Source organism: Pseudomonas sp. NBRC 111123, from assembly GCF_001320205.1.
GTDB classification, from domain to species: Bacteria; Pseudomonadota; Gammaproteobacteria; order Pseudomonadales; family Pseudomonadaceae; genus Aquipseudomonas; species Aquipseudomonas putida_J.
Genome location: NZ_BCAZ01000052.1, coordinates 1 through 19,193, shown reverse-complemented (window position 1 = coordinate 19,193; position 19,193 = coordinate 1). Strand labels below are relative to the sequence as shown.

Genomic DNA, 19,193 nt, shown 5'->3' with positions numbered 1-19,193 from the left:
TACCCGACCTCGGAAGGTTTCACGTCCCTGTGAAACCTGCAGTCAGTCGATGCGTTTGGCGGACTTGATGTACACCGGGTCGGCCGGCACATCGCGCATGCCTTTCTTGACGGTAGTTTGCGAATTGACGATCTGGTCGACCACTTCCATGCCCTTGGTCACTTTGCCGAATACGGCGTAACCGGCGTCGCGGCCCGGGTTGAGGAAGTCGTTGTCGGCGACGTTGATGAAGAACTGGCTGGTGGCCGAGTTCGGGTTGGAAGTGCGCGCCATCGACAGGGTGCCGCGGGTGTTCTGCAGGCCGTTGCTGGCTTCGTTCTTGATTGGGTCCTTGGTGTCTTTCTGCACCATCTGGTCAGTGAAACCGCCGCCCTGGACCATGAAACCCGGGATCACGCGGTGGAAGATGGTGTTGTTGTAGAAACCACTGTCGACATAACCGAGGAAGTTCTTGGTACTGATCGGTGCCTTCTCGGCGTTGAGCTCGATTTCGACCTGGCCGAAGCTGGTGTCCAGCAGTACGTGCGGGGTCTTGTCGGAAGCCATGACGCTGGTGGCGAAGGCGACCGAGCAGGCGGTAAGCAGGATTTTTTTCAGCATGGGCTCAATGATCCTTGAGAGGTGGAAGCGGCTGCGAGGAACTGCAGCAGGGTCTGGTTGAAGACCTCGGGTTGATCGAGGGGCGTAGCGTGCCGGGAATCGTCGATGACCACCAGCCTGGCGTGGGGCATCAGGGCGACGTAGCGCTCTTTCAGTTGTATCGGGGTGTAATCGTGGTCGGCTGCAATCACCAGCGTGGGACAGCGAATCTGCCCGATGCGTTCCTGCACGCCCCAGTCGACGATGGCGTCGAAGCTCTTGAGGTAGGCGCGTTTGTCATTGCGTGCCCAGCGTTCTGCCATCTTCTTGCGCAGGTCGGCTTGCCCGGGCTTGGGGAACAGCCTGGCGGCCAGGCCCTGGCCAACCGTCTCGACGCTGAGGATGCGCGCCAGGCCCCAGCGCTTGAGCCACCACAGCCAGTCACCGCGGGTGCGGCGCTTGACCTCGGGTGCGCTGTTGACGATGCACAGGCTGCGCAGCCATTGCGGGTGATCGACTGCGAACTGGAAACCGACCATGCCGCCCATGGACAGGCCGACGAAGTGCACCGGGCCAGTCTGCAGGTGCTCGAGCAGGGCCAGCAGGTCTTCGCTGAACGTGGCGATCTGGTAACCGTCGCGTGGCTTGTCGGAACGGCCGTGGCCGCGGATGTCCATGAGGATCACCCGGTAGTGGCGGCTCAGTTCAGGTACCTGCAGCTCCCAGTCCTGGCTGCTGGAGCCCAGGCCGTGCAGCAGCACCAGGGGCTCGCCCTGGCCATATTCCTGATAATGCAGCGAGCATCCTTCATGTTCGAAATAGGCCATGGGCGCGGTCCTCTCAGGCTTGTGGGGGGGCTGCGAAGGGCACGTCCAGTGGCGCAGTGTCGAAATTGCGCAGCAGGTCGATGAGAATCTGCGTGGCCGGGCCCAAGGTCTTCTCTTTGCTCGAATAAAGGTAGAACAGTGGGTGGCGGCTGCCACCCTGATCGAGCGGCAGTGGCTTCAGCACGCCGTCGTGCAGCTCACGTTCGATCATGTGCCGTGGCAGCCAGGCAAAGCCCAGGCCGCTGCCGACGAAGGTGGCGGCGGTGCCCAGGCTGCCGACGGTCCAGCGCTGCTCGGCGCCGAGCCAGCCGACATCGCGTGGCTGCGCTCGGCCGGAGTCGCGGATCACCACCTGCAATTGGCTTTCCAGGTCCTGGAAGGTAATCTCCCGGCCCAGGCGGTGCAGGCTGTGCTCGGGGTGGGCGACGGCAACGAACTCCACCGAGCTCAGCTCGGTGCCCAGGTAACCACCGATGCTGTAACTGCTGATGGCAAGGTCGGCGATGCCTTCGTGCATCACTTCTTCGACGCCGGACAGCACCTCTTCACGCAGGCGCACCCGGCAACCGCGGCTCTGCGGCATGAACGCGGCCAGGGCGCGTACCAGCCGGGCGCTGGGGTAGGCCGCATCGACCACCAGGCGCACCTCGGCTTCCCAGCCTTGCTCCATGTGATGCGCGAGGTCTTCCAGCTGGCTGGCCTGCTTGACCAGGTGCCGCGAACGGCGCAGCAGCACATTGCCGGCCTCGGTCAGCACGGCCTTGCGGCCATCGATGCGCAACAGCGGCACACCCAGCTGCTCTTGCATGCGTGCCACGGTGTAGCTGACCGAAGACTGCGAACGGTGCAGGGCTTCGGCGGCCTGGGCAAACCCGCCATGGTCGACCACTGCCTGCAGGGTCCGCCATTGATCCAGGGTCACGCGCGGCGCTTTCATGTTTGGCTCCTGTTGTCCTAAGCTGCGCTCTTTCAAGGAGAGCGCCCCATGAAGAAATGTTGTGCGGCAATACTGATGTGCCTGCCCCTTGGGGCCATGGCTTACCCCATCGACGTGGAGAAGGAACTGACCGGGGTCAAGCTGGACTACACCACCTACGACACTGCCTACGACATCGGCTCCATTACCCTGAACAACTATGGGCAAGTGCCGGCGGCCTGCAAGGTGACCTTCCGCAACGGGCCCGAGGCGCCACGGGTGCGCCGGGTCAACGTGCCGGCCGGTAAAAGCGTCGACGTGACGGCCAATTTCAACCGGCAGATCATCAAGCTGCGCATCGCGCTGAGCTGCAAAGCGCAATAAAACTGATTAATCGATAGATTGAACCCACTTTTTACGCTTTTTTATCGATAGGTCAAGCCTTAATCTCACCTCCATCGAATCGCTACCCTTTTTGCCGATGGAGGCACCCCATGTCCCGCGTACTGATCATCGAAAGCAGCGCCCGCCAGCAGGATTCCGTGTCCCGTCAACTGACCCGTGATTTCATCCAGCAGTGGCAGGCGGCGCATCCGGCCGACGCGATCACCGTACGTGACCTGGCGGTGAACCCGGTGCCGCACCTGGATGCCAACCTGCTCGGTGGCTGGATGAAACCTGAAGAACAGCGCAGCGCCGCCGAACTGGAAGCCCTGGCCCGTTCCAACGAGCTGACCGATGAAGTGCTGGCGGCCGACGTGCTGGTGCTGGCTGCGCCGATGTACAACTTCACCATCCCCAGCACCCTGAAGGCCTGGCTGGACCACGTGCTGCGCGCCGGCATCACCTTCAAGTACACCCCGACCGGCCCGCAAGGCCTGCTCACCGGCAAGCGCGCCATTGTCCTGACTGCCCGCGGCGGCATCCATGCCGGTGCTACCAGCGACCATCAGGAACCGTACCTGCGCCAGGTGATGGCCTTCATCGGTATTCACGATGTCGACTTCATTCATGCCGAAGGCCTGAACATGAGCGGTGAGTTCCACGAGAAGGGCCTGAACCAGGCCAAGGCCAAGCTGGCTGCGGTGGCCTGAGGCTCAACGAATTCCCATCCCTGACACCTGTTTTTGCTCCTTTGGGTGTACCTGCCCGGCCTTATGGCCGGGCTTTTTTATGCCTGCGCACGCGGTCTGCTTTTGCTGTTGTAGGAGCGGCCTTGTGTCGCGAAAGGGGTGCGAAGCGCCCCCCAAGATCTCAGCACGGCAGCACATACTGCCGGGGCTGCTTTGCAGCCCTTTCGCGACACAAGGCCGCTCCTACAAAGACCGAGTGGCCAGCCACCCTTACTTTCCCAATGGTTGAACTCACTTGCCGCAACCCGCTAAGGTCGCGCCCTTGATCCACGAGAGGCAACCATGGGCTACCTGATAATCGTCGCGCTGATCCAGGCGTTTTCCTTCAGCCTGATCGGCGAGTACCTGGCCGGGCACGTCGACAGCTATTTCGCCGTGCTCGCGCGCGTGGTGCTGGCGGGCCTGGTGTTCCTGCCGCTGACCCGCTGGCGCCAGGTCGAGCCGCGCTTCCTGCGCTCGATGCTGCTGATCGGCGCGCTGCAGTACGGCATCACCTACGTCTGCCTGTACTTGAGCTTCCGCGTGCTGACCGTGCCGGAAGTGCTGCTGTTCACCATCCTCACGCCGTTGCACGTGACCTTGATCGAAGACGCCTTGAACCGGCGCTTCAACCCTTGGGCGCTGCTCGCCGCCCTGGTGGCCGTGGCAGGGGCCGGGGTAATCCGCTTCGACAGCATCAGTGGCGACTTCTTCATCGGCTTCCTGCTGCTGCAACTGGCCAACTTCACCTATGCCGCTGGCCAGGTGCTGTACCGCCACCTGGTGGCGCGCAACCCCAGCGACCTGCCGCACTACAAGCGTTTTGGCTACTTCTACCTGGGTGCGCTGATCGTGGCGCTGCCGGCGTTCCTGCTGTTCGGCAATGCCCAGCATCTGCCGAGCACCCAGGTGCAGTGGCTGGTGCTGCTGTTCCTCGGCCTGTGCCCGACGGCACTGGGCCTGTACTGGTGGAACAAGGGCGCGTGCCTGGTCTCTGGCGCCACGCTGGCGGTGATGAACAACCTGCATGTGCCAGTGGGGCTGCTGCTGAACCTGCTGATCTGGAACCGCGACGAGCCGCTTGGCCGGTTGTTCCTGGGGGGGGCGATCATTCTTGCCTCGGTGTGGCTGAGCCGGCTGGGCAATCGCGCGCAGGCGCCTGCGACCGGCAAGGCCTGACATGCATACCATCTTCGTCATTGTCGCGCCGATCTTTGCCCTGATCCTGGTCGGCTTTCTATGCCGCAAGACCAACAAGCTCGGTGACAAGGCCGCCGCCGAGATCAACAAGATGGTGGTCTGGTTGTGCCTGCCGGCGCTGCTGTTCAAGGTCACCGCCACAGCGACCTGGAGTGAGATCTGGCACCCGGGCTTCATCGTGGCCTTCGGCGCCGGCGCGCTGGCGATGTTTGTCGTGACCCTGGGCTGGCGCCTTTACAGCGGCCATGGGCTGGTGGCAGCGAGCATCGACGGGCTCAGCGCCGGTTATGCCAATACCGGCTACATCGGCATCCCGCTGTGCCTGCTGTTGTTTGGCCAGCCTGGCCTGCAACCGGCACTGATCTCGTCGTTGATCGTGGTCTGCCTGGTATTCGCGATTTCCCTGACGCTGATCGAGATCGGCCTGCAGGAAGAGCGGCAGATCGGCCGTGCCATCCTGTTGGTCAGCAAGGCGCTGGCGAAGAACCCGCTGGTGATTTCGCCGCTGGCAGGGGCGGGCTGGGCCATGGGCGGGCTGGGGTTGGCCGAGCCGGTGATGCATTTTCTCGACATGCTGGCGCTGGCCACCACGCCTTGTGCGTTGATTTCGCTGGGGGCGTTCCTGGCCGAGAAACGTACCGGTTCGCAAGCCAGCCCATGGCCGCTGGTGGGCCTGAAGCTGATTGGCCAGCCCGCGCTGACCTGGGTGCTGGCGTTCAAGGTGTTCAGCCTGCCGACCATGTGGGCGGCTTCGGCGGTATTGCTGGCGGCGCTGCCGACCGGCACCGGGCCGTTCATGCTGGCCGAGTACTACAACCGCGAGGCGGGGCTGATTTCGCGGACGATCCTGTTATCGACCGTGGCGTCCCTGGTGACCTTGACCGGGCTGTTGTACCTGCTGGGTTATGCGGGGTAGTTGAGGGCCTCTTCGCGGGTAAACCCGCTCCCACAGGATTTGCGCAGGCCTAAGCGTTGCGCGGTACTTGTAGGAGCGGGTTCACCCGCGAATGGGCTGCACGGCAGCCCCGGCAATCTCAAGCCTCGCTCATATCTTCCAATCGGCGCGCAATTGGCTCCTGCCCAACCCGCCCAGCCAACCCCACCCGCATGTCATTGCCACTCGGCTGCTGATACAGACTCAACCCAAACTCCGGCAACACCGCCAGCAGATAGTCAAAGATATCCCCCTGAATCCGCTCGTAGTCCGCCCACACTGTGGTGGTGGTAAAGCAGTAGATCTCCAGCGGCACCCCTTCGGCGGTGGTCTGCATCTGCCGCACCATGCAGGTCATGTTCGGGTGCACATTCGGGTGGTTCTTCAGGTAGGCCAGGGCAAACGCCCGGAACGTGCCGATATTGGTCAATTTGCGGCGGTTGGCCGACAGTTCGGGCACTGGCCCCAGCGCCTCGTTCCAGGCCAGCAGTTCCTGGCGCTTGCCGGCCAGGTAGTCGCCCAGCAGGCTCACCTGGCTCAGGCGGTGTTCCTCGTCCGGGGTCAGAAAGCGTACACCGGCTGCGTCGATGAACAGGCTGCGCTTGATTCGCCGCCCGCCCGACTGCTGCATGCCGCGGTAGTTGCGGAACGACTCGCTCATCAGGCGCCAGGTCGGGATCGAGACGATGGTCTTGTCGAAGTTCTGTACCTTGACCGTGTGCAAGGTGATATCCACCACATCGCCATCGGCGCCGACCTGGGGCATCTCGATCCAGTCGCCCACGTGCAGCATGTCGTTGCTGGTCAGCTGCACGCTGGCGACGAATGACAGCAGGGTGTCCTTGTACACCAACAGCAGCACCGCCGACATCGCACCCAGGCCTGACAGCAGCAACAGCGGCGAGCGGTCGATCAGGGTGGCGACGATGACGATCGAGGCAAAAATCCACAGCATCATCTTGGCCAGCTGCACGTAGCCCTTGATCGAGCGGGTGCGGGCGTGTTCGGTGCGGGCGTAGATGTCCAGCAGGGCATCCAGCAGGCACGACAGGGCCATGGTCATGAACAGCAGGGTGAAGGCCAGGGCGACGTTGCCGAGGAAGTGCTGGGCGGTTTCGGACAGCTCCGGCACCAGCTTCAGGCCGAACTGGATCACCAGCGACGGGATGGTCTGGGCCAGGCGGTGGAACACTTTGTTATGGCGCAGGTCGTCGAGCCACTTCAGTGCTGCCTGCCGGGCCAGAAGGCGCGCACTGTGCAGTACCAGAAAGCGCGCCAGGCGGCCGAGGACCAGGGAAATCAGCAGCAGCACCGCCAGCCCGATGGCGGCGTGGAGCAGGGGATGTTGGTCGAGGGTGCCCCATAGGTCGAGGCTGTCACGCCAGATGCGTTGGATGTCCATAAGCTTGTAAACCAGTCTATTGCAGCGAAACGAAGCGCCATTAGAGCGCGGAAGCCAACAAAGTTGCCAAAAGAAATTCGGCTAAGGCGGCAGAAAACGTTACCCTATGCAACTGAATTTCCCGCACTTGCCTGAGGTTACCTCCGTGTTCTCCCAATTCGCCCTGCATGAACGCCTGCTTAAAGCCGTGGCCGAGCTTAAATTTGTCGAGCCAACCCCGGTGCAGGCCGCGGCCATCCCCCTGGCCCTGCAAGGGCGCGACCTGCGTGTGACCGCGCAGACCGGCAGCGGCAAGACCGCAGCGTTCGTCCTGCCGCTGCTCAACCGCCTGGTTGACCTCAAAGGCGGGCGCGTCGAGATCCGCTCGTTGATCCTGCTGCCGACCCGCGAGCTGGCCCAGCAGACCCTCAAGCAAGTGCAGCTGTTCTCGCAGTTCACCTACATCAAGGCGGGCCTGGTCACCGGCGGTGAAGACTTCAAGGAGCAGGCCGCCATGCTGCGCAAGGTGCCGGACGTGCTGATCGGCACCCCGGGCCGCCTGCTCGAGCACCTCAACGCGGGCAACCTCGACCTGTCCCACGTGCAAGTGATGATCCTCGACGAAGCCGACCGCATGCTCGACATGGGCTTCGCCGAAGACATGGAGCGCCTGTGCAAGGAGTGCGAGAACCGCGAGCAGACCCTGCTGTTCTCCGCCACCACCGGCGGCGCGGCCCTGCGCGACATCATCGGCAAGGTACTGAAAGACCCTGAGCACCTGATGCTCAACAGCGTCTCGCAGCTGGCCGAAGGCACTCGCCAGCAGATCATCACCGCCGACCACGACCAGCACAAGGAAGCCATCGTGCAGTGGCTGCTGGCCAACGAGACTTTCGACAAGGCGATCATCTTTACCAACACCCGCGCCCTGGCCGATCGCATCTACGGCCACCTGGTGGCCAAGGACGTGAAAGCGTTCGTACTGCACGGCGAGAAGGACCAGAAGGACCGCAAGCTGGCCATCGAGCGCTTCAAGCAGGGCAGCTCCAAGGTGCTGGTGGCCACCGATGTGGCGGCCCGTGGCCTGGACATCGACGGCCTGGACCTGGTGATCAACTTCGACATGCCACGCAGCGGCGACGAGTACGTGCACCGTGTGGGCCGCACCGGCCGTGCCGGCGGTGAAGGCCTGGCGATTTCGTTGATCACCCACAATGATTGGAACCTGATGTCCAGCATCGAACGCTACCTCAAGCAGCAGTTCGAGCGCCGGGTGATCAAGGAAGTGAAAGGTACCTACAACGGGCCGAAGAAGGTCAAGGCTTCGGGCAAGGCGGTGGGTGCCAAGAAGAAGAAGGTCGACAAGAAGGCCGGCGAGAAAAAGGCCGCTGCCAAGCGCAAGCCGACTGCCAAGCCTCGGCCTAATGCCCCGCTGGCCAGTTCCGATGGCCTGGCGCCGCTGAAGAAGCGCAAGCCGGCAGCCGAGTAAGTCTGATCAGGTTCCTTTGGGAGCGGCCTTGTGTCGAGAAAGGGCCGTAAAGCGGCCCCTGAATTGATGCTTCAATGCGAACATCGCGGGGCTGCTGTGCAGCCCTTTCGCGACACAAGGCCGCTCCTACAGGGCTGGCGCCAGCGGCTGATGAATCATTCCGTTTTCTTTTCTGCTTCCTTCAGCTCCTTGATCCGCTTGTCGATCAACTGACATTTGTCGGGCAAATCCTTGCTCGCCGTCCCTAGCTCCATCCCCTGGAGCTCGTCATTTATCTCCTTGGCCTTCTGCGGGTTCTGCTCGGTCAGTTGACTGACCAGCCCGGCCAGCTCTTCACGTTTTTGTGTGGCCTCTTCCGGTGTGCAGGCCCAGGCGGGCAGGGCACAGCACAGGGCGGTGGCACAGGCGATGCGCAGCAGCGGTTTCATCCTTTCTACCTCCGGCGTTGGTGATGCGCGGTGGAGGCCCGCGCGCGAGGGTTGGTTCAGTGCCAACGACCGGCGGCTATACCCCTGGGTATATTTACCGCGATCCCCCTCGGCTCCAGATATCTTTTGGAACACTCCCGCCTGCCAACAGGTCCGAACCTGTATACCCCCTTCGTCCACAGCAGGAGGCCACCTCCATGAGCAGCACCTACGACTGGGACCTGATCGAGCGCATGCTGCACGAAGTGCAGAACGGCGCCGGTCACAGCTTCACGCCACGCCCCTATGCCGAGCAGCACGCCGCGGCACTGGCCGCCAAGGGCCAGTCGGTGGGCGATCTTGACCATCTGAAAACCCGTGCCTGCGAGTACGAGAAGTTGCTGTTCGAGCGCGGCTTCATCGAAAGTCGGCCGCAAGAGGATGGCGGCAATGGCGAGAATTTCGTGCTCACCGAGCGTGGGTCGCGCCTATTGAGCTTGATCGACAGCAGCATCCCGGGCTTCGAACACCCGCGTCAGGTGCTTGATGAGCAGGCTGACGGGCTGGACGAAGCCACCTTCGAGCAGGTGTCTGCAAAGGCGCAGATCGCTTGAGGTCGTTTTGAGGCTGGCAAGAGCGGACAGGGAAACCCGATAATCGGTATTCCTTGACCCCTGCCGAGCCCTAGCCAATGCCCTCGACCACCCAAAAGGCCCGCCCATGAGCGCGGCCCGCAAGCATCCCGATGCCTTCGCCTTTCAGGTGATGTTGGGCCTGTGCCTGATCTGGGGCTGCCAGCAGGTACTGATCAAGACTGCGGCGGTGGATATCGCGCCAGTGATGCAGGCAGCTTTGCGTAATTGCATCGCCGCAGTGCTGGTGGGGCTGATGATCTGCTGGCGCGGCGGCTGGGAACAGGTGGGCAGCACCTGGCGGGCAGGGCTGCTGGCCGGCGGCTTGTTCGGGCTTGAGTTCCTGTTCATTGCCGAGGGGCTGAAGCTGACCTCGGCGGCGCACATGTCGGTGTTCCTCTACACAGCGCCGGTGTTTACAGCGCTTGGCTTGCACTTCATGTTGCCCAGCGAGCGGCTGCGGTTGTTGCAGTGGCTGGGCATCGTGCTGGCCTTTGCCGGGATTGCGATGGCCTTCGCGGGGGGGATGTCGTTCGCCGAGATGGATGGGCGCATGCTGCTGGGGGATGCCTTTGGCGTGCTCGCCGGGCTGGCTTGGGGCGCGACCACGGTAGTGGTACGTGGCTCGCGCCTTTCCGAGGCCCCAGCCACCCTTACCTTGTTTTATCAATTGGCGATGGGCTTTGCCGGGTTGCTGTTGATCGCTCTGGTCAGCGGGCAGATTGGCGATGTGAGATTGACGCCGCTTGCGATGGGCAGTGTGCTGTTCCAGGGGATCGTGGTGTCGTTCATCAGTTACCTGACCTGGTTCTGGCTGCTGCGCAAGTACCTGGCCTCCAACCTGGCGGTGTTTTCGTTCATCACCCCATTGTTCGGCGTGACCTTCGGGGTGCTGCTGCTGGGCGAGCCGTTGAGTGTGAACTTTGTGCTTGGGGCGGTGATGGTGCTGCTGGGCGTGATCCTGGTGAGCGCAGAGCCTTGGGTGAAGCAGCAACTGCGCAAGTTCTTGGGTTGAAGGTTGCCAGTACCGGCCCTTTCGCGGGTAAACCCACTCCCACATGGACTGAGCAGGCTCGAACTCTGTTGTAACCCTGTGGGAGCGGGTTTACCCGCGAAAGGGCCGGTACTGGAAATCTCAAAATTTCAGGCTGTTCGGGTCGCTGCCTGGCAATCTTGAGGGCTACCCTCAGCGCTCAGCACCAGTACCCCTGCCAGTCCCAGCCCAACCGCCGCCAGCACCAGCGCTGGCTGCAGACTCCCACTGTAGTGGTTGCTCAGTGCCGCCAACAAAGGCCCACTCAACTGCCCCAAGGCAAAGCAGGCGGTCAGCAGCCCGGCATTGCGCTGCGTGGCATGCGGTGCCAGTTCCCGCGAGCGCTGCATCACCAGTTGCATGCAAGCCAGGAATGGCCCGCCGCACAGCACCACGCCCAGTGCCAGGCCAACACCACCCCCCATCAGGCAGGCCAGCACTCCCAATCCCTGCAACCACAGAGTGAGTGTCAGCCAGGCCGACGTACGGCCCGCCCGGCGCAGGCTGACCAGCACCACACCGAGCGCCGCCGCCAGGCCAAACGCTGGCCAGAAGAGGTCAGCCATCCAGTTGCCGCGAAATTGCTGGTTGGCCATCTGCGACAGGAAGGTCGCCGGCAGGATGTAGCCGATGCCGTACAAGGCATAGACCAGCCCCAGGCGGCCGATGCCGACGCTGCGGGTTGGGCCCGGCTGCGCAGCGGCGGGCGCTACGGCAGGCTGCAGGGCGCGAGGCAGCCAGGGGAGTACGGCCAGCAACATCACCAGGGCGGCAATGGCATACACCAGCCAGAGTGCCGCCGAACCAAGCCCGAGCAGATGCGCCACCAGTGCCAGCAAACCCGTCAGTGCAATACCCAGCCCGGGCCCGGCGAACACCATCGCCCCAAGGCGCTGGCGGTTGTGGGCATTGGCTACCTGCTGGCTGAGGCTGGTGATCATCACCAGCACCCAGGCACTGGCTAAGCCGGTACCGAAGCGCAGCAGCAGGTGGCTCCAGAAACCGTCAGCGGCCCAGGAAGCCAGGGTCAGCAGCACGCACAGCCACAGGCCCGCGTGCAGGCGCAGCCGCACCTGGTTCGGCCGCCGCGCGTACATGGCGTCTACGGCGCCGAGGAAGTAACCCAGGTAGTTGGCTGCCGCCACCAGCCCGGCGGCGGTCAGGTCGAACTGGCCTTCAGCGATCAGTTGCGGTAGTTGCGGAGTGAGGGCGAAGCGGCCGATGCCCATGGCCATCATCAGGGCCACGGCGCTGGCCAGCAGTTGTACGAAGGGCGACATGAGTACTCTCCTGCGCGAATCAATGCGATGGATGGCAGGGTAGGGCGCATTGACTTTCAATAAAATTGAATAATGATGATCAAGTTGTTCTGTTTTGGAGAATGTCATGGAGTTCAGCCAACTGCGCATCTTTCAGGCGGTGGCCGAGGAAGGTTCGGTAACCCGCGCCGCCGAGCGCCTGCACCGGGTGCCGTCGAACCTGTCGACGCGCCTGCGCCAGCTCGAAGAGCAGCTAGGGGTAGAGCTGTTCCTGCGTGAGCGCCAGCGCCTGCAGCTGTCGCCTGCGGGCAAGGTGCTGCTGGATTACGCCAACCGCCTGTCAGCGTTACGTGATGAAGCCGTGGCGGCGGTGCAGGGCGGGCAACCGGCCGGCGATTTTGTGCTGGGCACCATGTACAGCACTGCCGCCATCCACTTGCCAGCCCTGTTGGCGCGCTACCACCAGCAACACCCGGCAGTGAACCTGCAGGTGCAGGCAGCACCCAGCGGCGACCTGCTGGAAGGGTTGCTCAGCCATCGTCTGGATGCGGCATTGGTGGACGGCCCGCCCCGCCTGGCCGGGTTGGATGGTGTGCCACTGTGCGATGAAGTGCTGGTGTTGATCACCAGCCCCGAGCACCCAGCGGTGCGCAGTGCCAAGGACGTGGCAGGCAAGGCGGTGTTCACGTTCCGCCAGGGTTGTTCCTACCGTATGCGTCTGGAGGCGTGGTATGCCCATGACCACACGCCCATGGGGCGTGTGATGGAGATCGAGTCGTACCAGAGCATGCTGGCCTGCGTGATCGCCGGTGCAGGGGTGGCCTTGATGGCGCAGTCGATGCTCGACAGCTTGCCTGGGCGCGATCGGGTGAGCGCTCATCGCCTGCAGTCGCCGTTCGATCACGCGCAAACCTGGCTGATGTGGCGACAGGGGATGCGCGGGGCCAATTTGCAGGCCTGGATGGACCTGCAACAAAGCGAAACGATTAACCAGTCGTCGGAATGCGCCGTTTCCGCTTGATCCGCGTCATGCTAGCCCATATCTGTAGATACAAGAGCATGCGTAATACAGGACATCGGGCTATGATCTGTATGAAACATCGCAGGATTGAATTGCCGTGAGGCTGACCCGTCAAGGGGGCATTATGAAAAACCAAATGTTCAACTGGCTCCACGACCTGGGCGTCGCTTTGGGGCTGATTCCACCACCCTTGCAGCCGGTGCCGATCCCGACTGATGAAGAGCAGCGCAGGCGCCAGCCGCGTCGTCGCTGAAATGCAAAAAGGCCGCAGCATCTGGATAGATGCCGCGGCCTTTTTGTGTCTGTTGCACTTGCTTGGGCAGTATCGGCCCTTTCGCGGGTAAATCGGGGCGCCGAACCGCCGTTCCCACAGGAGACTCACAGGCCTTGAAAGCGGTGATATCCATGTGGGAGTGGGCTTACCCGCGAAAAGACCGGTGCAGGCTGGCCCATCAGGCCAGCTTCACTTCACCCACCGGTTTGCGCGACAGCGCGCTCACCAGCACGAAGCTCACCAGGCCGACAGCGAGGCTGTAGTAGATTGGCGTGTTGGCATCCAGCCCGTCCTTGAACATGAAGAACAGCGCGGTGGCAAAGCCCAGCGACATGCTGGCGATGGCGCCTGCGGTGGTTGCGCGCTTCCAGAAGATCGCACCGATCAGCGGGATCAGCATGCCGCCGACCAGCAGGTTGTAGGCAAGGGTCAGGGCGCTGATTACATCGTTCACCGCCAGGGCGATGCCCAGCACCACCAGGCCGGTGATCAGGGTGAACAGGCGGCTGATGCCCAGGCTCGATTGCTTGCCGCCACGCAGCTTGGGCAGCAGGTCTTCGGTCAGGGTGGTCGAGGCCGCCAGCAGGCCGGCACTGGCAGTGGACATCATGGCCGCCAGGGCCGCCGCCATCAGCAGGCCACGAATGCCTTCGGGCAGCTGGCCTTTGATCATCTCGGCAAAGGCATTGTTCGGGTTGGCCAGGTCCGGCATCAGCACGTGTGCGGACATGCCGATCAGGGCGCAAGCCAGGCCGTACAGGACGCAGTACACACCTGCAGTGGTACCGGCGCGCTGGCAGACCTTTTCGTCACGGGCAGTGAAAACCCTCTGCCAGATGTCCTGGCCGATCAAAATGCCGAAGAAGTAGATCAGGAAGTAGGTGATGATGGTGTCCCAGCCGATGGTGGTCCAGCTGAAGCTGGCCGCCGGCAACGTGGCCACCAGGGTGTCCCAGCCACCGGCCTTGTACAGGCAGATCGGCAGCAGGATGAACATCAGGCCAACGGTCTTGATCACGAACTGGACGATATCGGTGAGGGTCAGCGACCACATGCCGCCGATGGTCGAGTAGACCACCACCACGCCGCCGCCGAGCAGTAGCGACGCCCAGAAGGGCAGATCGAGCAGCACTTGCAGCACGGTCGCCATGGCCAGGGTCGAGGTGACGCCGATCATCAGCGCATAGGCCAGCATGATCGCCGCACTGGCCTGGCGGGCCATGGGGTTGTAACGCCGTTCCAGCACCTGGGTGACGGTGAAGATCTTCAGGCGCAGCAACGGTTTGGCGAGGAACAGGTTGAGGGCGATGATGCCCAGGCCCAGGGCGGCACACAGCCAGAAGCCAGAGATGCCATGGACGTAGCCCAGGCGCACGGTGCCAACGGTGGAGGCGCCGCCGAGCACGGTGGTGGCCATGGTGCCCATGTACAGGGTGGGGCCGAGGTTGCGCCCGGCCACGAGGTAGTCTTCGTGGGTTTTTGCGCGTCGCATGCCATACCAGCCCAGCCCGAGCATGCCGGCGGTATAGATCATTACAACAATGATGTCCAAGGCCATTGGGGGTCTCCCGATTATCTTTATTATGGCGAGATCGACCGCGCAGGCGTGTTCACGGCGCCCGGCGGTCTAGTCTTGTGTTGGCGGGCCTCTATGGCCCTCCCTCATGGCTCCTGCCGGGGTAAAGCGGTGTCAGCGGCGCACGACGCCTGGCAGCACGCAGAGCATCTCGAACAGCAGGTTGGCGCCAAGCAGCGAGGTGTTGCCGGTGGTGTCGTAAGGCGGGGAGACTTCGACCAGGTCACAGCCGATCAGGTCCAGGCCGTGGCAGCCGCGAATGATCTCCATCGCCTGGATGGTGGTCAAGCCGCCAATTTCCGGGGTGCCGGTGCCAGGCGCCCAGGCCGGGTCGATGCCGTCGATGTCGAACGAAAGGTACACCGGGCCACCACCGACCTTTTCGCGCACTTCGGCCATCAGCGGTTCCAGCGACTTGTGCCAGCACTCTTCGGCCTGCACTACGCGAAAGCCCTGGCGGCGGCTCCAGTTGAAGTCGTCGGCGGTGTAGCCCTGGGCGCGCAAGCCGATCTGCACCACGCGGTCGCAATCGAGCAGGCCTTCTTCCACGGCGCGGCGGAAGGTGGTGCCGTGGGCGATCTTCTCGCCGAACATGTGGTCGTTGACGTCGGCGTGGGCATCGATGTGTACCAGGCCGATCTTGCCGTGCTTCTTGTGCAAGGCGCGCAGGATCGGCAGGGTGATGGTGTGGTCGCCACCCAGGGTCATCGGGATGACATTGTGCTCGACGATCTCGTCGTAGGCTTCTTCGATGATGCGTACGGCGTCGAGCAGGTTGAAGGTGTTGATCGCCACGTCACCGATGTCGGCCACCGACAGCGAGTCGAACGGGGCGGCACCGGTGGCCATGTTGTACGGGCGGATCATCACCGATTCGGCGCGGATCTGCCGCGGGCCGAAACGGGTGCCGGAGCGCAGCGAGGTGCCGATGTCCAGCGGCACGCCGATGAACGCGGCGTCCAGGCCTTCGGCACTTTGCAGGTGTGGGAGACGGAGCATGGTGGCGATGCCGCCGAAACGCGGCATTTCGTTGCCGCCCAGTGGTTGGTGGAGAACTTTGTCCACGGTGGGCCTCATCAGTCGGTCGATTGTTCTGTTTGTTCGAACCTGTTCCGCCGCACGCCTTCCCAGTCTGGATATGCCGGCGGGCAGGGACATTTCGGCCAAGTCTGCGCAAGGTAGTGCGCGGGAAAAATCGCTACCGGCAAATACTTACTTCAGGAATTTCTGAACTAAAGGCCGCTGGAGCGGTTAGACTGCGCACAAACACCCCTTGCGGAACCGTTGCACCATGGCCTCGACCTTGCCCGACCTGAAACTGCTGCGCATCTTCGTCAGCGTGGTGCGCCACCAGGGGTTCGCCAATGCCCAGCGCGAGCTCAACCTGTCGACCTCGGCCATCAGTACCTACATGAGCCAGCTCGAAGGCGCCTTGGGTATCGTCCTGTGCCACCGCGGCCGCGGCGGCTTCAGCCTGACCAGCAAAGGCGAGCTGTTCCATCAGGAGACGCTGCGCCTGCTGGCCGAGCTGGATGGTTTCGAACAGTACGCTGCAGCGCTCAAGGGCGAGCTGCGCGGCACCCTCAACCTCGGTGTGATCGATTCCACCGTCGGCGATCGCGCACTGCCGCTGGCCGAAGTGATCGGCGCCTACAGCCAGGAACACCCGGCCGTGCACCTGCACCTGTCGGTATCCAGCCCATACGAACTGCAACTGGGCGTGCAGGACAATCGCCTGGACCTGGCCATCGGTGCGTTCTCCTCGCGCATGAGCGGCCTGCTTTACCAGCCGCTGTACCGGGAGCAGCACTGGCTGTATTGCAGCAGCCGCCACCCGCTGTTTGCCGAAAGGCGCATCCCTGAGCAGGTGGTAACCCAGCAGCGCATGGTCGGGCGCGGTTACTGGAGCCAGGCCGAGCTGGCCCGGCATGGCTTCAAGCACAGTGCGGCGACAGTCGAGAGCATGGAGGCGCAGCTGATCCTCATCCTCTCGGGCGCCTACATTGGCTATCTGCCCGAGCACTACGCCCAGGCGTGGGCGGACAAAGGCGATTTGCGGGTGCTATCGCCGGCCACGTTCGGCTACCAGGCGCCATTCTCGCTGATCATCCGCCGTGGCCGCAGCCGCGAGCCGCTGATTCAGACCTTCCGCGACCTGCTGAAGAGTCAGTTGTACGTGGGGTGAGGGGTGTAGCCCGTCGGAAAGTTGGCCAATTCCTACGCTGACCTGACCTCTTCGGTGATGGCGTTCTGCTAAACCTCTACTTGCTGTGATGCCCTTCATCTATACGAGCAGGGACCGCCCCAAGATGCGCATGAATTTGCCCGTCACTGAGCACGAAAGAACCTTTTCCGGCGATCAGCGGCTGATCTCCACCACGGACCTCGACAGCCGCATCACCTACTGCAACGATGCCTTCGTTGCGATCAGCGGCTTCACCTACGACGAGCTGGTCGGCCAGCCGCACAATCTGGTGCGCCATCCTGATATGCCGCCAGCGGTCTTCGGGCATATGTGGGAGACCATCAAGCAGGGCAAGCCGTGGATGGGCGTGGTCAAGAACCGCGCCAAGAACGGCGATCATTACTGGGTCAGCGCCTATGTCACGGCCATTTACGAGAATGGCCGCATCAGTGGCTACGAGTCGGTGCGTTCGGTCCCAAGCCGTGAGCAGATCCGCCGTGCCGAAGCGCTTTATGCACGATTGCGCGGGGGCAAGCCGGCGGTGCCAGCGGCGGCCCGGCTGGGCCAGCTGCTGGGGCATGGCTGGCCGTTGATCGGTGCGGGCCTGGTGTCCGCAGCCGCTTACGTGTGGCTGCCGGCTTTTGCGGCACTGGGGCTACTGATGGCAAGCCTGCTGGTGGCCTGGCACCTGATCGAGCATCAGCAAAGCCAGGCGATTCGCCGCACGCTCGCTGAACACCCCAAGGCGTTCACCAGCCCCCTGGTGGCCCTGACCTACAGTGACAACCCCGGCCTGCGGGGCCAGCTGGACCTGGCAATCATCAGCGAAGAGGCGCGCCTGCAAACCGCGCTTACCCGCCTGGTGGATGCCGGCGTCGGCGTGAAGTCACGCGCCGCGCAGTCGGCCGACCTGTCCGATGCCCAGGCGCAGATGCTCGACCGCCAGCGCAGCGAGACCGACCAGTCGGCCACGGCCATCGCGCAGATGGCGGCGACCATTCAGGAGGTCACCCACAATGTGCAGAGCACCGCTCACGCGGCTGGCGATGCCGATCAACTGGCCCAGCACGGCAGCGAACTGGCGCAGCAGAGCCTGAAGGCCATGGGCAGCATGAGCGAGGCGGTCAGCGATATCGGCCAGGCTGTCAATGCCCTGGCCGAGCAGACCCAGTCGATCGGCAGCGTGGTCGACACGATCACCTCGATTGCCGAGCAGACCAACCTGCTGGCGCTCAATGCCGCGATCGAGGCGGCCCGGGCGGGCGAGCAGGGCAGGGGCTTTGCCGTGGTTGCCGACGAAGTGCGGTCGCTGGCACGGCGCACGCGCGCTTCCACTGACGAGATTCACCAGATCATCGCCTCGCTGCGCGCCGGGGCCGAGCGGGCGGTGAGCACCGCCAGCCGCGGCGAGCAGATCTCGCGGGACAGCGTTCACAGCGTCGAAGCGGTGCAGACGGCGCTGGCCGGGATTGCCCAGGCGGTCAGCCGCATTACCGGCATGAGCCAACAGATGGCCACGGCGTCGGAGCAGCAGAGCCATGTGGCCGAGGACATCAACCAGCAGATCGTGCGGATTGCCCAACTGTGCGACCAGACAGCGGGGCAGGCCAAGCAGGGGGCGGAGATCAGCCAGGACTTGGAGCGGATGGCCGAATACCTGCACAGCCTGGCGGAGCGGTTCAACCGGTAGGTCCGGGTTTTCAGGACCATTCGCGGGCAAGCCCGCTCCCACAGGGATCTTCACCGCCTTAGAGTCGGGTGATATCTCTGCGGGAGCCGCGCGTGTCGTGGCGACGAACCGCGGCGATGGCCCGCAACGCGGGCCCAACATTTCAGCCTGTGGCAAAATCCCTCCGTCACCGGAGACCGCCATGCCCAGACCCCACTGCGAACGCTGCCAGCGCCCGCTCGCCCATTGCCTCTGCCCACTGATTCCCGCTCTCGACAGCCGCACCCGCGTGCTCTTGCTGCAGCACCCCAGTGAAACCGCCCACGCCCTGAACACCGCCCGCCTGGCCGCCCTGGGGCTGGTCAATGCCGAGTTGCGCGTCGGGGAAGTGTTTGCTGATCTTGACGAGCTGTTGGCCACCCCAGGCTATCGGCCTGTACTGCTGTTCCCGGGCGAGCAGGCCCAAACGTTGGCAGCCTACGGTGAAACGGACGACAGGCCATTGCTGTTGATCGTCCCCGACGGCACCTGGCGCAAGGCGCGCAAGCTGCTGTACCTGAACCCGCTGCTCGACGCTCTGCCCCGAGTGACCCTGGCCGAGGTGGCGCCTTCACGCTACCGCCTGCGCAAGGCCCCGGAACCGGGGGCGGTGTCGACCATCGAGGCGGTGGTGCAGGCGTTGAATGTGTTGGAACAGCC

General features: G+C 63.5%; 20 protein-coding genes. 12 read left to right on the top strand and 8 right to left on the bottom strand.

Features of this window, described 5'->3' with window-relative positions:
• Positions 1-42: 42 nt before the first annotated feature.
• Genes APH27_RS21650 through APH27_RS21640 form a run of 3 tightly spaced genes read right to left on the bottom strand, consistent with a single transcriptional unit; the run spans position 43 to position 2,343 of the window.
• Complete coding sequence (locus APH27_RS21650) at positions 43-600, bottom strand: peptidylprolyl isomerase (RefSeq protein ID WP_027918707.1); 558 nt, start codon at positions 598-600, stop codon at positions 43-45.
• A complete protein-coding gene (locus tag APH27_RS21645) occupies positions 594-1,406 on the bottom strand; it encodes an alpha/beta fold hydrolase (protein WP_027918708.1) in 813 nt (270 codons plus the stop codon). The genes APH27_RS21650 and APH27_RS21645 overlap by 7 nt, the downstream gene beginning before the upstream one ends.
• A gap of 13 nt (positions 1,407-1,419) precedes the next feature.
• A complete protein-coding gene (locus APH27_RS21640) occupies positions 1,420-2,343 on the bottom strand; it encodes a LysR family transcriptional regulator (RefSeq protein WP_027918709.1) in 924 nt (307 codons plus the stop codon).
• 48 nt (positions 2,344-2,391) lie between these two features.
• Between APH27_RS21640 and APH27_RS21635 the strand changes: the two genes are divergently transcribed.
• The 4 genes from APH27_RS21635 (at position 2,392) to APH27_RS21620 (ending at position 5,550) form a co-directional block, all read left to right on the top strand.
• Positions 2,392-2,706 carry a 3-phosphoglycerate kinase gene (locus APH27_RS21635; protein WP_027918710.1) on the top strand — a complete coding sequence of 105 codons (315 nt, stop codon included), beginning with the start codon at positions 2,392-2,394 and terminating at the stop codon, positions 2,704-2,706.
• Positions 2,707-2,816: 110 nt separating this feature from the next.
• On the top strand, positions 2,817-3,416 hold the full coding sequence (locus APH27_RS21630) for an FMN-dependent NADH-azoreductase (protein WP_027918711.1): 600 nt from the start codon (positions 2,817-2,819) through the stop codon (positions 3,414-3,416).
• A gap of 321 nt (positions 3,417-3,737) precedes the next feature.
• Complete coding sequence (locus APH27_RS21625; RefSeq protein ID WP_027918712.1) at positions 3,738-4,613, top strand: carboxylate/amino acid/amine transporter; 876 nt, start codon at positions 3,738-3,740, stop codon at positions 4,611-4,613.
• 1 nt (position 4,614) lies between these two features.
• On the top strand, positions 4,615-5,550 hold the full coding sequence (locus APH27_RS21620; protein ID WP_060485878.1) for an AEC family transporter: 936 nt from the start codon (positions 4,615-4,617) through the stop codon (positions 5,548-5,550).
• Between the two features lie 118 nt (positions 5,551-5,668).
• On the opposite strand, the gene APH27_RS21615 is transcribed toward APH27_RS21620, so the two are convergent.
• A complete protein-coding gene (locus tag APH27_RS21615) occupies positions 5,669-6,970 on the bottom strand; it encodes a mechanosensitive ion channel family protein (protein WP_060485877.1) in 1,302 nt (433 codons plus the stop codon).
• Positions 6,971-7,076: 106 nt separating this feature from the next.
• Here APH27_RS21615 and APH27_RS21610 point away from each other — a divergent pair, with 106 nt between their 5' ends.
• The gene (locus tag APH27_RS21610; protein ID WP_027918715.1) at positions 7,077-8,438 is read left to right on the top strand and encodes a DEAD/DEAH box helicase; all 1,362 of its coding nucleotides are present in this window, start codon (positions 7,077-7,079) and stop codon (positions 8,436-8,438) included.
• Between the two features lie 155 nt (positions 8,439-8,593).
• On the opposite strand, the gene APH27_RS21605 is transcribed toward APH27_RS21610, so the two are convergent.
• Positions 8,594-8,866, bottom strand: coding sequence for a hypothetical protein (locus APH27_RS21605; RefSeq protein ID WP_027918716.1), 273 nt, complete (start codon positions 8,864-8,866; stop codon positions 8,594-8,596).
• Between the two features lie 197 nt (positions 8,867-9,063).
• Between APH27_RS21605 and APH27_RS21600 the strand changes: the two genes are divergently transcribed.
• A complete protein-coding gene (locus APH27_RS21600) occupies positions 9,064-9,459 on the top strand; it encodes a hypothetical protein (RefSeq protein WP_027918717.1) in 396 nt (131 codons plus the stop codon).
• Between the two features lie 106 nt (positions 9,460-9,565).
• Positions 9,566-10,492, top strand: a complete 927-nt coding sequence (locus APH27_RS21595) for a DMT family transporter (RefSeq protein ID WP_060485876.1) — start codon at positions 9,566-9,568, stop codon at positions 10,490-10,492.
• A gap of 128 nt (positions 10,493-10,620) precedes the next feature.
• Here the strand turns inward: APH27_RS21595 and APH27_RS21590 are convergent, their stop codons facing one another.
• Positions 10,621-11,790, bottom strand: coding sequence for an MFS transporter (locus APH27_RS21590; protein WP_060485875.1), 1,170 nt, complete (start codon positions 11,788-11,790; stop codon positions 10,621-10,623).
• 106 nt (positions 11,791-11,896) lie between these two features.
• Here APH27_RS21590 and APH27_RS21585 point away from each other — a divergent pair, with 106 nt between their 5' ends.
• On the top strand, positions 11,897-12,790 hold the full coding sequence (locus APH27_RS21585; protein ID WP_060485874.1) for a LysR family transcriptional regulator: 894 nt from the start codon (positions 11,897-11,899) through the stop codon (positions 12,788-12,790).
• 124 nt (positions 12,791-12,914) lie between these two features.
• On the top strand, positions 12,915-13,043 hold the full coding sequence (locus APH27_RS27010; protein ID WP_305728788.1) for a PA1414 family protein: 129 nt from the start codon (positions 12,915-12,917) through the stop codon (positions 13,041-13,043).
• Between the two features lie 199 nt (positions 13,044-13,242).
• On the opposite strand, the gene APH27_RS21580 is transcribed toward APH27_RS27010, so the two are convergent.
• Both APH27_RS21580 and speB read right to left on the bottom strand, forming a co-directional pair.
• Entirely contained in the window at positions 13,243-14,622 is a 1,380-nt protein-coding gene (locus APH27_RS21580) for a sodium:solute symporter (protein ID WP_027918721.1), read from the bottom strand.
• A 132-nt stretch (positions 14,623-14,754) separates the two neighbouring features.
• Complete coding sequence (gene speB / locus APH27_RS21575) at positions 14,755-15,705, bottom strand: agmatinase (RefSeq protein WP_012315641.1); 951 nt, start codon at positions 15,703-15,705, stop codon at positions 14,755-14,757.
• Between the two features lie 226 nt (positions 15,706-15,931).
• On the opposite strand from speB, the gene APH27_RS21570 reads away from it, so the two are divergent.
• The 3 genes from APH27_RS21570 to APH27_RS21560 form a co-directional block, all read left to right on the top strand.
• Entirely contained in the window at positions 15,932-16,825 is an 894-nt protein-coding gene (locus APH27_RS21570; protein WP_027918723.1) for a LysR family transcriptional regulator, read from the top strand.
• Positions 16,826-16,949: 124 nt separating this feature from the next.
• Positions 16,950-18,515 carry a PAS domain-containing methyl-accepting chemotaxis protein gene (locus APH27_RS21565; protein WP_060485873.1) on the top strand — a complete coding sequence of 522 codons (1,566 nt, stop codon included), beginning with the start codon at positions 16,950-16,952 and terminating at the stop codon, positions 18,513-18,515.
• Positions 18,516-18,696: 181 nt separating this feature from the next.
• Positions 18,697-19,193: tRNA-uridine aminocarboxypropyltransferase (locus APH27_RS21560; protein WP_060485872.1), on the top strand; the 497-nt coding region annotated here is incomplete at its 3' end.

Excerpts from the sequence above, each read along its gene's own strand:
- APH27_RS21630 (WP_027918711.1), top strand. The coding sequence starts at position 2,817 with ATGTCCCGCGTACTGATCATCGAAAGCAGCGCCCGCCAGCAGGATTCC.
- APH27_RS21610 (WP_027918715.1), top strand. The coding sequence starts at position 7,077 with ATGCAACTGAATTTCCCGCACTTGCCTGAGGTTACCTCCGTGTTCTCC.
- APH27_RS21585 (WP_060485874.1), top strand. The coding sequence starts at position 11,897 with ATGGAGTTCAGCCAACTGCGCATCTTTCAGGCGGTGGCCGAGGAAGGT.
- APH27_RS21565 (WP_060485873.1), top strand. The coding sequence starts at position 16,950 with ATGCGCATGAATTTGCCCGTCACTGAGCACGAAAGAACCTTTTCCGGC.
- APH27_RS21580 (WP_027918721.1), bottom strand. The coding sequence starts at position 14,622 with ATGGCCTTGGACATCATTGTTGTAATGATCTATACCGCCGGCATGCTC.
- APH27_RS21620 (WP_060485878.1), top strand. The coding sequence starts at position 4,615 with ATGCATACCATCTTCGTCATTGTCGCGCCGATCTTTGCCCTGATCCTG.
- APH27_RS21600 (WP_027918717.1), top strand. The coding sequence starts at position 9,064 with ATGAGCAGCACCTACGACTGGGACCTGATCGAGCGCATGCTGCACGAA.
- APH27_RS21605 (WP_027918716.1), bottom strand. The coding sequence starts at position 8,866 with ATGAAACCGCTGCTGCGCATCGCCTGTGCCACCGCCCTGTGCTGTGCC.
- APH27_RS21650 (WP_027918707.1), bottom strand. The coding sequence starts at position 600 with ATGCTGAAAAAAATCCTGCTTACCGCCTGCTCGGTCGCCTTCGCCACC.
- APH27_RS21645 (WP_027918708.1), bottom strand. The coding sequence starts at position 1,406 with ATGGCCTATTTCGAACATGAAGGATGCTCGCTGCATTATCAGGAATAT.
- APH27_RS27010 (WP_305728788.1), top strand. The coding sequence starts at position 12,915 with ATGAAAAACCAAATGTTCAACTGGCTCCACGACCTGGGCGTCGCTTTG.
- APH27_RS21640 (WP_027918709.1), bottom strand. The coding sequence starts at position 2,343 with ATGAAAGCGCCGCGCGTGACCCTGGATCAATGGCGGACCCTGCAGGCA.
- APH27_RS21615 (WP_060485877.1), bottom strand. The coding sequence starts at position 6,970 with ATGGACATCCAACGCATCTGGCGTGACAGCCTCGACCTATGGGGCACC.
- APH27_RS21625 (WP_027918712.1), top strand. The coding sequence starts at position 3,738 with ATGGGCTACCTGATAATCGTCGCGCTGATCCAGGCGTTTTCCTTCAGC.
- APH27_RS21595 (WP_060485876.1), top strand. The coding sequence starts at position 9,566 with ATGAGCGCGGCCCGCAAGCATCCCGATGCCTTCGCCTTTCAGGTGATG.
- APH27_RS21590 (WP_060485875.1), bottom strand. The coding sequence starts at position 11,790 with ATGTCGCCCTTCGTACAACTGCTGGCCAGCGCCGTGGCCCTGATGATG.
- APH27_RS21635 (WP_027918710.1), top strand. The coding sequence starts at position 2,392 with ATGAAGAAATGTTGTGCGGCAATACTGATGTGCCTGCCCCTTGGGGCC.
- APH27_RS21570 (WP_027918723.1), top strand. The coding sequence starts at position 15,932 with ATGGCCTCGACCTTGCCCGACCTGAAACTGCTGCGCATCTTCGTCAGC.